The sequence below is a fragment of the Klebsiella sp. DY2415 genome, assembly GCF_026314315.1.
Taxonomy (GTDB): domain Bacteria; phylum Pseudomonadota; class Gammaproteobacteria; order Enterobacterales; family Enterobacteriaceae; genus Klebsiella; species Klebsiella ornithinolytica.
This window is the reverse complement of record NZ_CP111115.1, coordinates 1,762,264-1,775,234: the sequence shown is the minus strand read 5'-3', so window position 1 is coordinate 1,775,234 and position 12,971 is coordinate 1,762,264. Positions and strand designations below refer to the sequence as shown.

The window sequence follows — 12,971 nt, the reverse complement described above, 5'->3', positions numbered from 1 at the left end:
GTTTAATGCGTAAGCATGATCTCAGTCAAGTTTTATTTTTTTATGACAGCCAGCGGCAGGCATACTTTTTTAAGAATATTCTTACTAACTCATTAATAGCAAACATAAAATTATGCTACTCCGACCATTCCATCACAGGAGGGCCAGCACAACAACCAGATGTCTCTGAAGACGCTTTTTGTTTACACATTAAGCGTGTTTCAGCAAATCAGCATAACCATCTGATTTATATTGATTAATATTTATCTAGAATAGCCTTATTTAATCCGCAGGGCTGTCTACAGAAGCATGCAACATCGCGGACTTAAGCCACATACTTCTGTAAACCCTACATTTTCACACTTCTGAAATCCGGCAGAGCCTATTTACGCGAGTAACTTCTTAATGCTCTCGCGGAATTTCGTGCCTTCTTTATGGTTACGCAGCCCGTAGTTTACGAAGGCCTGCATATAGCCCATTTTTTTCCCGCAGTCGTAGCTATCGCCGGTCATTAGCATCGCGTCAACGGGCTGCTTCTTCGCCAGTTCCGCGATCGCATCGGTCAGCTGAATACGGCCCCATGCGCCAGGTTGAGTCCGCTCCAGCTCGGCCCACACATCGGCGGAAAGCACATAGCGTCCTACGGCCATCAGATCGGAATCCAGGGTCTGCGGTTCGTCAGGTTTCTCGATAAACTCGACGATCCGGCCAATCTGCCCTTCCACGTTCAGCGGGTCTTTGGTCTGGATCACGGAATACTCCGACAGGTCGCCGTCCATTCTCTTGGCCAGCACCTGGCTGCGCCCGGTTTCATTAAAACGGGCCACCATCGCGGCCAGGTTATAGCGCAGCGGGTCAGCGCTGGCATCGTCCAGCACGATGTCCGGCAGCACCACAACGAACGGATTATCTCCGACGATCGGGCGCGCGCAGAGAATAGAGTGTCCCAGCCCCAGCGGCTGCGCCTGGCGTACGTTCATGATAGTCACGCCCGGCGGACAGATTGCCTGTACCTCAGCCAGCAGCTGACGTTTAACACGCTGCTCAAGCAGCGCTTCCAGTTCATAGGAGGTATCGAAATGGTTTTCCACGGCATTCTTAGACGAGTGGGTAACCAGTACAATTTCCTTGATGCCTGCCGCCACAATCTCGTCGACGATATACTGAACCATTGGCTTATCAACGATTGGCAGCATCTCCTTCGGAATCGCCTTGGTGGCCGGCAACATATGCATCCCCAATCCGGCTACCGGAATAACTGCTTTCAAACTTGCCATTCTCATATCCACCCATATAGTGATAAATCTTCGATACCCGCCTGATTACAGGTTCCCCTGGTATCAATCTATGATATTACCGTTTTGCTATCAGTCCGACTTCCAGCAAAATTCCGAAACTACATGTTTCATCAGAGAATACACTCAAAGTATTAGCTCCGACAGAGCGGTTTAAGAAAATTCTGATGACTCAGGTGTCATATGGCGCGCTGCCTCAGGATTTTCATCTGCACTTTCTTCACCCGCAGGACTTATCGCTGTATTCCCGGCAGAGAATACTGTAGAAGAAGCGTTTGGATAATGCGTAAAATGCAGAAAAAAAGAGGGTTTATTCCCATGAACACTAGGACATAATTCATAAAAATAATCTGCAGACACTATTTTCAATAGAAAATAGCGCAGAAAGCTCACCGCTGCGCTCATCATGCCCTCCTTCACCTGTTGCCCGCTATCCATGTCATCCATCGGCACTGGCTTTTACACCTGATTAAAAGCTGCTGATATCGTCTGATTAAACAAGATATTTTGCAAGCCACGACATTCAGTAGTATGAAAACCTGGATCGCTACGATTGAGTGATTGAATCGGGTGTTTACACCTCTGCTTCTGAATCCGTCTGATTTTCATACTTCTGTTTGGTCAGAAAGGGCAATAACCGCCATTATTGATCCAGTGCACTCTCTGCAAGTTTATATTCAGTCTTCCACAGTCATATCTTTTATTAATAAGCTTATTTGCATAAAAAATAAGCGCGCACGGCTATAATTCATGCAGTTTAATATTGCCAGCCGCGGCATTTCTCCCGTCCCCGCGCCAGCCTGACGTCATAAGACGAGAATATATTGCAATTTATCGGTCGCTTATCCATGATCGTCGGATGGCACTCTCAGGTAGTATAGGTTTTAGCGAATGATGGAATGGATTGCCGACCCCTCAATTTGGGCCGGTCTCATAACGCTGGTGGTTATAGAGCTGGTCCTCGGTATTGATAACCTCGTTTTTATCGCGATCCTCGCGGAAAAGCTCCCTGCGACTCAGCGTGACCGCGCGCGGGTGATTGGCCTGCTGCTGGCGATGATGATGCGTCTGCTGCTGCTCGCCTCGATCTCCTGGCTGGTCACCCTGACCAAACCGCTGTTCTCCTACCACGATCTCAGCTTTAGCGCGCGAGATTTGATTATGTTGTTTGGCGGGTTATTCCTGCTGTTTAAAGCGACTGTTGAGCTCAATGAGCGACTAGAGGGCAAAGACAGCGATAATCCGGTTCAGCGCAAGGGCGCGAAGTTCTGGGGAGTGGTCGCTCAGATTGTGGTGCTGGATGCCATCTTCTCCCTCGATTCGGTGATCACCGCCGTCGGCATGGTCGACCATCTGGCGGTGATGATGGCAGCGGTAGTTATTGCCATGAGTTTGATGCTGCTCGCCAGCAAAGCGCTGACGCGTTTTGTCAACAGCCACCCGACTATCGTTATTCTCTGTCTGAGCTTCCTGCTGATGATTGGTTTCAGCCTGATTGCCGAAGGATTTGGATTCCCCATCCCGAAAGGTTATCTGTATGCGGCCATTGGCTTCTCCGTCATCATTGAGTCGCTGAACCAGCTGGCGCTGTTCAACCGCCGTCGCTTCCTCTCCGCCAATCTCACGCTCCGCCAGCGCACAACCGAAGCGGTGATGAATCTACTTAGCGGGCATAAAGAACACGCCGAGCTCAGCAGCGATACGGCAGCGCTGATCGACAGCCAGGCCGATAACCCGCTGTTCAACCCCCAGGAACGCCGGATGATTGAGCGGGTGCTTAATCTCAACCAGCGCACCGTCAGCAGCATTATGACCTCGCGCCATGATATCGAGCATATAGACCTTAGCGCCCCGGAAGAGGAAATTCGCGCCTTGCTGGAGAAAAACCAGCATACCCGACTGGTCGTCACCGGCGGAAATGATGATGAAGATCTGCTCGGCGTGGTTCACGTCATCGACCTGCTACAGCAATCGCTGCGTCATGAACCGCTCGACCTGCGCGTCCTGCTTCGTCAGCCGCTGGTGTTCCCTGAGACGCTGCCTCTGTTGCCAGCGCTGGAGCAGTTCCGCCATGCCAGGACCCATTTCGCCTTCGTGGTGGATGAGTTTGGTTCCGTTGAGGGGGTGGTGACCCTGAGCGATGTGATGGAAACCATCGCCGGCAATTTACCCAACGAAGCTGAAGAGATTGATGCCCGCCACGATATCGCAAAAAATCCTGACGGCAGCTGGACCGCCAATGGGCATATGCCGCTGGAAGATTTAGTGCAGTACATTCCCCTGCCGCTCGATGATAAGCGCGAGTATCACACGATTGCCGGTCTGTTGATGGAAAATCTGCAGCATGTCCCCGAAGCGGGAGAAGAGGTGAAAATCGGCGACTACATCGTACGTACGCTGCAGGTCGAGAGCCACCGGGTACAGAAAGTGCAGATTATCCCGCCGCCGCCGCGGGAAGATGAACTGAGCTACGAAGTGTAATCCCCGCAGTCGGTAGATATGCCCCGCTGGCGCTGCGCTTATCGAGGCTACAGGGAGAGTGCGATCAGGTGGCCCGGATAAGGCATTAGCGCCGCTATCCGGGCCGGTAAAGTCGCTCCACCGGTCAACCCCGGTTAGTGTTTCTCAAGCAACTTCTTCACTTCTTTCCCGTCCTGGCTGTTTTTATTACGTTCAATCCAGTCATTAAGCCGCTGTTTAGCTTCATCCTGCAGCTGTTTACGCAGTACCTGGTCAACCTGCAGACTGTAGCTCAGCGCCTGCCATTTCCCGTAGATACGCAGCGGAATCGCGGTCTGTTTGAGCTTGTCGATAAGCTTGCTTTCGCCTTTCCAGCCGCCCAGCACGCGCACGTTAAAGCGCATATCGCACTCTTCTTTCAGCAAATTCAGGTCGCCCTGCCCGGTCAGCGCCATCATCTCTGATTGCCCCTGCAGGCTATGCAAGGTGACCTGTCCCTGCGCCAGCTGCAGCTCGCTGCTCATGGCATCGAGGCGGGTCGCGTTGTCGTAATTTTCCTGCGCCTGCACATTGGTGCTGCGCTCAACGGCCTGCTGCACGAGCTGCTGGAAGTTAAGCCCTTCAGTGCGGGTATTCGCCATCTGTATCTGCGCATCCCCTTGCCAGCGACGACGGAAATCGTCGGCATCAATTCTTTCGCCGGAGAAATCCCCGGTTAAAGAGAGCTTACCGGTCAGATTGAGCGAATAGTTAAAGGCTTTCAGGATGGTGGCAATCTCAACGTTATCCAGTTTGGGCTGGAAAGAGGCTTGCGAGGTCTCTCCCCGCGCGTCGAGGGTGCCGGGCAACGATATCAGGCCGCCATCCAGTTCGCCCTGAAGCTGGTTGATGGTCAGCAGTCCGAGCTGATTACTGATGTCGCTTTTCACCTGAGTAAAGGTCATCCCACGCCACTGAAGCTGGTCGGCCGTCAGCGCCATATGGGCGGTAAAGCCGCGCAGGCTGTCGTAATCTTCCTGAATATCGCTGTCGGCAATCACCGGGCGCAGCTGCCTCGGCTGGCTTTGTCCCTGCTGGCTGGCGCCAGAGTCCGTCGCCGGTGAGCCGTGCGTCAGCAGACTGTCAAGGTCAAGAGTCGTGGCGTGAAGATTGAGATTCCAGTCGGCCCGGTCGCCTAAAATCACGCTGGCGTTGCCGGCAATCGTGCTGCCGTTCGCCGTCAGATTGAGGTTATCGAAGCTCAGCTTTTTCTCGTCCTCCTGCCAGTTCGCCTGCATACTGCCCTGCCCGCTCACCCCGTTAGCCGGCAGCTCGGCGCCGCGCAGCTGCCAGTCGAGCCGGGAGATGTCAGCCTTCAGAGAGTGCGGATAGTCACCGCCCTGAACCTCAGCGGTGAAAGAGAGCGCCAGATCGCGCTGATCGCGGTTGATTCGCCCGGCAAAGTCGAGGGTCGCGTGATGATGTTCATCTTGATCCATCTGCAGACGAATATCGCGCACGGTCACCTGTTCGCCATCTTCATGCTGGAAAAAGAGGACGCTGTCCACCACCTGCAGCTGCCGCACGTCGTAGGACCAGCCGCTGTCTTCCGCCACCAGCGGCAGCGGATTATCATGAGGAACCACCGGCGCATCCTGGCCGCGAACGGCCTCGGTCTTCGGCGTCAGCTGAATGACCGCGCCCTTGAGCATCACCTGTTTGACCTGCAGCTGATGGGAAATCAGCGGCATAAGGGCGACATCGAGACGCATATTGTCCGCGCGCACCACCGGTTCAGCCGCCCCCGGCGCCGTCAGCGTCATGCGGCCGGAAAGAATACTCAGCTGCGGCCAGACGTGCCAGCGCAGCGGGCCATCGAGTTCGAGCTGATAACCGCTACGTTCCGCCACCTTATGCACCATATAGGCGCGAAAATCGTTGGGATTGACCAGCAATACCAACGCGGTCAGCCCGGCGACAACCACCGCCAGCAAGATCATCAGCGTCGTCAGAATTCGTCTCATGGCACCCTCAGTACACCGCTTACGTTATCAATCCTTGTCGATTCGGCTCGCCACCGCGCCCTGCTGGTCGCGATATTTGGCGTCTTCACGGCGGTTATAGGGCCGTGCCGCAGGGCCTGACAGCGGTTCAAAACTCAATGCGCCGATCGGCATCCCCGGACGCAGCGCCAGCGGCAGCTTGCCGGAGTTAAAGAACTCGAGCACGATGCAGCCAGACCAGCCGGGATCGATACGGTGAGCGGTGACGTGCACCATCAGCCCCAGACGCGCCAGAGAGGAGCGTCCGTCCAGCCAGCCAACCAGATCGGCCGGTAGCGTCACCGACTCATAGGTCACCGCCAGCGCCAGCTCTCCCGGATGCAGATAGAAGGCTTCGCCTTCCGGCAGCACGATCTCTTCGCTCATCACCCGATCCAGCGCCGCGGTCACTTCCGCTTTTGGCCCGCTCAGATCGATAAAGGGCGCAGTGTGGCCGCGAAACGTGCGGAATTTATTCCCCAGCCGAACGTCTACGGTCGCGCCGTTAATACGTTCAATGGGCGGGCGCGGGCTGATAGATAGCCGCCCCTCATCCAACCAGGCTTCTATATCTCGGTCGCACAGACGCATGAGCTCTCTCCTTTATGGCATCGCGCCCCTACACCTTCCGGGGCTAAGGGCAATTTGGGTTCTCTTTGCACGTTACACAATTCGTCTGTGTTATTCAAAGAACTGGCTGATTTTTGCCTTCAGAATATCAATCGCGATGCGGTTTTTACCGCCGCGAGGCACAATAATGTCGGCATACTGCTTGGAAGGGTCAATAAACTGCAGGAACATCGGACGAACCGTTTTCTGATATTGCGCCATCACCGAGTCCATCGAGCGCCCGCGTTCATTCACATCGCGCTTGATGCGGCGCATCAGGCAGATATCCAGCGGCGTATCAACGAAGATCGAGAAGCTCAGCTCATTGCGCAGGCGAACATCCGTCAGCAATAAAATCCCTTCGAGGATGATCACTTTCTTGGGTTCAATGTGGATCGTTTCCGGCATACGCGTATGTTCAACGTAGCTGTAAACCGGTAATTCAATCGGCTGGCCGCTTTTCAACATCTGCAAATGTTGAAACAGTAAACTGTGATCCATCGAGCTGGGATGGTCATAGTTCGTTTTAACACGCTCTTCCATCGACAAATGACTTTGATCTTTGTAGTAGCTGTCTTCCGGAATAACGCCAATATGTTCATCACCAACCTGTTCACGCAATTCGCGATACAGCGTGCTGGCGATAAGACTTTTTCCCGAAGCCGATGCGCCGGCGATACCTATAATGACGCACTGATGAGACGTATCAGTCATAACTTTTTTGCGACCTGATTAACCTGGATGTATATACACATAACCCTTCGAGCTGCCGCCGCGTGACTCGGCTTGCAGCCTCGCCCCTGTGGGGTTTGTTCAAAACGCTAACGAGTTTTGAGGCGCATCTCGAATAATTTCATGTATTGGAAGGGTGACGTTTGACCGTCAAACGCGGCAATTATAGGGATTTCAGCGCGTCGATACCAGTGATATGCACCCTGCATGGCTATTCCTCAGTCGGCGCCCATCCTTCGCTATACCAGATATGCAACAACGCATAGGAACGCCACGGCTGCCAGCGGCTGGCGTAACGGGCAATGCGCGCCGGGGTCATACCGCTAAACCGCTGCTTAATCAGGTAATCATCCGGCAGAAAAATGTCCTTCGCCTGCCAGCCGCGCAGGGCAAAATAGCTGGCGGTCCAGCGGCCGATACCGGGCAGCGTTTGCAGCTGTTTCATCCCGGCCTCAATGTCGTCCGGCGCCACCAGCGGCAGCTGACCGTCAATCACCGCCTGCGCCAGATGGATCAGGGCCTCGGCGCGCCGCAGCGACATCCCCAGCGCTTTAAGCGCTAACGGATCCGCTCGCGCCAGGCTTTGTGGTTCAGGAAAGAGCCTGTATTCCGGCGCCTCCGCCAGCGTTTCCCCGTAAGCCGCCGCCACTTTTGCCGTCAGCTTCGCCGCCATCGCCACGCTGACCAGCTGCCCCAGCACCGCGCGCACTCCTTGTTCAAAGGCATCAAGCGATCCCGGCAGGCGCAGCCCAGGACGCGCGCTGGCCAGCGCGCCCAGCGTCTGGGCCACCCGATGCGGGTCACAGGCTAAATCAAACAAGCGCGCAACCCGGTCGTGGCATGCATCGGCCACCGGCTGCAGGCCGTCAGATAGGGTTACGCGTAATCCCTGCGCCGCCATATCGGGCTCAACCACGATCAGGCCGCGATGGCCCGCGAGGGAAAAGCTGCGGGTGTAACGCCCCGCGCTGAACGTTTCAATACCCGCCACCGCACGGGCGCGTAAAAAACCGAATATCCATTCCGGGTCGTAGGGGGCGTGCCAGGGTAACAGCGTCATCATTTCTCCTTCTTTAATTGCCTCAATGATAGACGCTCCACGTCCGACATACCTTGCTTTTAAATTCCAGTTGTCGCCGTGGCGGCAATCCGCTAAAGTCGCCCCCCTTCTTCACTGGCATGGGGATTTTTCAGGTCATGTTTATTGGTTTTGACTACGGAACCGCCAACTGTTCGGTTGCCGTAATGCGCGATAACCTTCCGCAATTGTTAACGCTGGAAAACGGCAGCAAGCTGCTGCCATCAATGCTGTCGGCGCCGACCCGCGAAGCGGTCAGCGAATGGCTCTATCGCCATCATGACGTGCCGACCAACGGCGCTGAAAACCAGGCGCTGCTGCGTCGCGCCATCAACTATAACCGCGATGAAGACATCGACGTCCTCGGCAACAGCGTCCAGTTCGGTCTGGCCTCGCTGCATCAATATGTCGACGATCCGGAAGAAGTGTACTTCGTTAAATCCCCGAAATCGTTCCTCGGCGCCAGCGGCCTGAAGCCGCAGCAGGTTGCGCTGTTTGAAGACCTGGTATGCGCCATGATGCTGCATATTAAACAGCAGGCGCAGACCCAGCTTCCGGAGACGATTGACCAGGCGGTAATTGGCCGGCCGATCAACTTCCAGGGGCTGGGCGGCGATGACGCCAATGCCCAGGCGCAGGGGATCCTCGAGCGCGCGGCGAAACGCGCCGGTTTCCGTGACGTCGTTTTCCAGTTTGAACCGGTTGCCGCCGGGCTGGATTTCGAAGCGACGCTCAGCGAAGAAAAACGCGTACTGGTCGTCGATATCGGCGGCGGCACCACCGACTGTTCGCTGCTGCTGATGGGGCCGCAGTGGCGGCAGAAAGCCGATCGTCAGCAAAGTTTACTCGGCCACAGCGGCTGCCGCGTCGGCGGGAACGATCTCGACATCGCGCTGGCCTTTAAATGCCTGATGCCGCTGCTGGGGATGGGTGGCGAAACTGAAAAAGGGATCGCCTTACCGGTGCTGCCGTGGTGGAACGCCGTGGCGATCAACGATGTGCCGGCGCAAACCGATTTCTACAGCAGCGCCAACGGTCGTTTGCTCAATGACTTGCTGCGCGATGCCCGCGATGCCGATAAAGTGGCGCTGCTGCTGAAAGTCTGGCGCCAGCGTCTGAGCTATCGCCTGGTGCGCAGTGCGGAGGAGAGTAAAATCGCCCTCTCCGCGCAGGAGCAGGTGACCGCCGGGCTGCCGTTTATCGGCAATGAACTGGCCACGGCTATCAGCCAGCAGGGACTGGAAGCGGCGTTGAATCAGCCGCTGACGCGTATTATGGAGCAGGTTCAGCTGGCGCTGGACAACAGCCGCGAAACGCCGGATGTGATCTACCTGACCGGGGGGAGCGCCCGCTCACCGCTGATTAAGAAAGCGCTGGCGGCCCACCTGCCGGGTATTCCGATCGCCGGCGGAGATGATTTTGGCTCCGTTACCGCCGGTCTGGCCCGCTGGGCGCAGGTCGTTTTCGCTTAACGTTCACGGGGCAGCCCTGCCCCGTTTTCCTCTGTGGCTTCTCCTCCCGGAACGCCACCGCCGAAAATCGCGCCATGGCATAAATCAGCTTCCCGGAAATGGGCTCTCGCCAGGCAAACATGCGCTCCCCGCGGTTTTATCATCGCCCTGCTTTCCCGGCAGTAGCGTTTTATATCGCAGCATAGCCAGAGCGACATCATGTTACCCCGTTTGGGGCTCGTCATGCCAGATACCCTCACCGCGCATGCCTTGTCTGACGCGGCGTAGCGAACAGGTCTGGCCAGTATGACCTGCTGCAAATAACGCTGGTACAATCTCCCCGCCCCCTGCAGAATGCTGTGCCGTCTGAAACTGCGCTTTTATTTCCCGACATCCGGGGGGACCGCCTGTGCATGTCGCAGACATGATTGATTATTCCAGTCACCGTTATTCATCCATGCCGCAGGGGGGAGTTTGAATCGTATACGCGCCGTTCCTGGCTTCGCCGCGTCGTTCGCCTGGGGCTACAGAGTGCTCTTCTGGGTCGGCTTTAGCATTGCGGCCAGCCTGTCGTTTTCTTCCCCCGTCGCGGCGCAAAGTCGTCAGATTGGCATTGATATTCCCGTGCAGTGGGTGACCGATATTGACGGGTCGATGACGCTGGAGGCGTTTCTCGCCCTGCCGGAGAGTAAGCTCAATTCGGGGCAGCGCATCCCCTCATTTGGCTACTCATCGAAAACGTACTGGTTTAAGAGCGCCTGCCGGCGGCCGATTTTGACGGTGAATCTCGCTGGCTGCAGCTCGGCCCCTCCTTTATCGATCATCTCAGCGTTTTCTATCGTCCTGCCGGCAGCGATCTTCCGTGGACGCACAAAGAGTTTGGCGACCACGCCTCGACCCGCGATAGCGACCTGGACTATCGTGAAAGCGTTCTGATCTTACCGCCGCCCCCTGGCGACGCGGGATACGAGATGGTTTTTCGCCTGCGCAGCAGCAGTACCCTGATTCTGCTGGCGACACTCTCTTCTCCACAGGAGTTTGTCAGCAACGCAACCCGGGATACCGCATTCTGGAGCTTCTATTTTGGCCTGGCGGCGATTGCCAGCGGAATTGCCCTGTGGCTTGCCTTAGTGTTACGTCGCCGCCTGCTGTGGGGAATATGCCTGTTTTCCCTCAACTATCCGCTGGTGGCGGCGCTACACGGCTACCCGGAATGGTTTTTTGGCGATGCCGTTCTCCCCGTGCAGGATGCGATGATCAGCTACCTGTCATTGCTCAGCTACGCCACCGCGCTGTGGTTGCATAGCGAGGTTTTTGATCTTAAAAACAATATGCCGCGCCTGCACCGGCTGCTGCTCGTTGCTATTGGCGTCAATATTGTGCTTCTCGCCAGCGTGCCCCTCGGCTTTTACGGACAGGCCATGCAGATCGAGGCGGCGATGTTCTTTATTGCCGCGCCGATTCTGCTGATCACCTCATGGCTGCTCTGGCGACGCAAAGCCATCGATTTAAATACGCTGCTGTTGGGACTGCTTCCGCCCGTCTACGTGGCCTCCGCCGCGCTGGTGCTTCTCTCGATACACGGGGTGATCCCTTTTCATAACACCATCTATTCCGCCTGGCAGTACGCGCTGATTGTTCATATTGTCACCGTCCTTATCATTGCGGTCCTGCGAGTACGGGCCGAAAATCGCAGGCTGGTGCAAAAACAACAGCTGACGCGCGAACTGCAGATCGAACGCGAAGCAAGCTTTCATCAACGTCAGTTTATGGGGATGGTGGCGCACGAGTTCAGAACGCCGCTTTCGGTTATCCAGGCCGCGCTGGAGAACCTGCGCCTGTGCTCTCCGGAGCCGGCGCAACGGCCGCGCCTGGACCGCATGCAGCGCGCCACCACGCGTCTGGTTCAGTTAACCGATAACTGTCTGGCCGATGCCCGGCTCTCATCCAGCGCGCTGCATGTCGATAAGCAAAATGCCGATCTGCTAGCGGTCATTCGCATGGCGGCAACAGTGGTTGAACTCTCGTCAAACCATTTTCTGACGATCACCCTGGCCGGGCGCACCGTCGACGCGACGACCCGTTCGCCCCCCCTCTTTGCCGATAGCGCGCTGCTGTGCATTGCGCTGGCCAATCTCCTGGACAATGCGGTGAAGTATACGCCGTCCGGCGAGATTGCGATTGCCATTCGCCCAAACGCGAACTGCTGTGAAATTGCGATCCGTGACCAGGGACCGGGTATTGCCGTCGATCATATCGACCAGATCTTTGAGCGTTACCGTCGCGGCGCAGTCCGCACCGCGACGCCCGCCGGCACCGGTCTTGGACTGTATGTCGCCCGGCAAATCATACAAGCTCACGGCGGCGAGCTTTGGCTGGCCAATAACGGTCCGACGGGATGCGAATTTGCGCTCACGCTGCCCCAGGATGACCTACCACAGCAGAAGGGTAAATCATGACATTACGCGTGGCCATCATTGAAGATAGCGCCGATCTCCTCGATGAACTGCTGGCCTTCCTGCGCTTTCGCGGCTTCGACGCATGGGGGGTACACAGCGCGGAAGCCTTCTGGCGGCAGCTGCATCGTGACCCGGTGGATATTGTACTGGTTGATATTGGCTTGCCTGGCGAAGATGGCTTCAGCGTTCTGGACTATCTGCATGAGCTTGGCGAGTACGGGCTGATTGTGATGACGGCCAGGGGGCATGAGCAGGATAAACTGCAGGCGTTCAATCTTGGCGCAGATTTCTATCTCATCAAGCCGGTGAATTTTTCCGTTCTGGCAGAGACCATCCATGCGTTGGGCGCCCGGCTGATGCAGCAACACCCCGGCTCCCCGGTCGCGGCCCCCGTAGCCGAGAAATTAGCCTCTTCATCCTGGGTACTGCAGCCGGAAAACCTGGTGGCGCCGTCCGGCATAGCGCTGCCGCTGACCCAGCAGGAGCATCGGATGATGGCGCGCTTAATGCGCAATCCAGGCGAGGTCTGTCGCAAGGTCGATCTGCACGCGTTTCTTTTCCCCGATGAAGTTGAGGCGGAGCTGCACCGCATTGACGTGGTGATCAGCCGACTGCGCAACAAAGCGCGACTGCACGGCGTAACGTTGCCCATCCGGGCCATTTTTGGCAAAGGCCTGGCGTTTATTCCCTGAGGTTTCTCATCGCCGTCGTGCCAGCGGGCAGACGCACTCTTCGCCAGTTTTATTATCCATAAGTTATTCATTTTGCTGTTGTTGTTAATTTTTCTTATTTTTTGAGAGAAATGAGAGAAATGAGACTGACAGTGAATTAAGAATTTTCTTACATTGACCTCATGCCGCAAATGTCGTGACCGAAATCAGCCATGC

General features: G+C 56.1%; 9 protein-coding genes and 1 pseudogene. 4 read left to right on the top strand and 6 right to left on the bottom strand.

The genetic code is table 11. From position 1 onward, the window contains the following. Positions 1–365: 365 nt before the first annotated feature. Both galF and OQV00_RS08285 read right to left on the bottom strand, forming a co-directional pair. Positions 366–1,256: a UTP--glucose-1-phosphate uridylyltransferase GalF gene (gene galF, locus OQV00_RS08290; protein WP_004864586.1), complete on the bottom strand. Its 891-nt coding sequence runs from the start codon at positions 1,254–1,256 to the stop codon at positions 366–368. Between the two features lie 171 nt (positions 1,257–1,427). Then, entirely contained in the window at positions 1,428–1,721 is a 294-nt protein-coding gene (locus OQV00_RS08285) for a hypothetical protein (RefSeq protein ID WP_266280146.1), read from the bottom strand. A 447-nt stretch (positions 1,722–2,168) separates the two neighbouring features. Between OQV00_RS08285 and OQV00_RS08280 the strand changes: the two genes are divergently transcribed. Continuing rightward, positions 2,169–3,755, top strand: a complete 1,587-nt coding sequence (locus OQV00_RS08280; RefSeq protein WP_075808353.1) for a TerC family protein — start codon at positions 2,169–2,171, stop codon at positions 3,753–3,755. A 134-nt stretch (positions 3,756–3,889) separates the two neighbouring features. Here the strand turns inward: OQV00_RS08280 and asmA are convergent, their stop codons facing one another. The 4 genes from asmA to alkA all read right to left on the bottom strand — a co-directional run bounded on the left by asmA (position 3,890) and on the right by alkA (position 8,156). Next, positions 3,890–5,737, bottom strand: coding sequence for an outer membrane assembly protein AsmA (gene asmA, locus OQV00_RS08275; RefSeq protein WP_015583899.1), 1,848 nt, complete (start codon positions 5,735–5,737; stop codon positions 3,890–3,892). A 27-nt stretch (positions 5,738–5,764) separates the two neighbouring features. Then, positions 5,765–6,346, bottom strand: coding sequence for a dCTP deaminase (gene dcd, locus OQV00_RS08270; protein WP_004864592.1), 582 nt, complete (start codon positions 6,344–6,346; stop codon positions 5,765–5,767). Between the two features lie 90 nt (positions 6,347–6,436). Next, complete coding sequence (gene udk / locus OQV00_RS08265; protein ID WP_004864593.1) at positions 6,437–7,078, bottom strand: uridine kinase; 642 nt, start codon at positions 7,076–7,078, stop codon at positions 6,437–6,439. Between the two features lie 229 nt (positions 7,079–7,307). Then, entirely contained in the window at positions 7,308–8,156 is an 849-nt protein-coding gene (gene alkA / locus OQV00_RS08260) for a DNA-3-methyladenine glycosylase 2 (RefSeq protein WP_044350028.1), read from the bottom strand. Between the two features lie 137 nt (positions 8,157–8,293). On the opposite strand from alkA, the gene yegD reads away from it, so the two are divergent. The 3 genes and pseudogenes from yegD to OQV00_RS08245 all read left to right on the top strand — a co-directional run bounded on the left by yegD (position 8,294) and on the right by OQV00_RS08245 (position 12,776). Then, positions 8,294–9,646: a molecular chaperone gene (yegD, locus tag OQV00_RS08255; protein WP_032717933.1), complete on the top strand. Its 1,353-nt coding sequence runs from the start codon at positions 8,294–8,296 to the stop codon at positions 9,644–9,646. Positions 9,647–10,156: 510 nt separating this feature from the next. After that, positions 10,157–12,084: pseudogene (locus OQV00_RS08250) on the top strand (sensor histidine kinase). Beyond that, positions 12,081–12,776, top strand: a complete 696-nt coding sequence (locus tag OQV00_RS08245; RefSeq protein ID WP_015583895.1) for a response regulator transcription factor — start codon at positions 12,081–12,083, stop codon at positions 12,774–12,776. Before OQV00_RS08250 ends, OQV00_RS08245 begins: the two are co-directional and overlap by 4 nt. Positions 12,777–12,971: the final 195 nt, after the last annotated feature.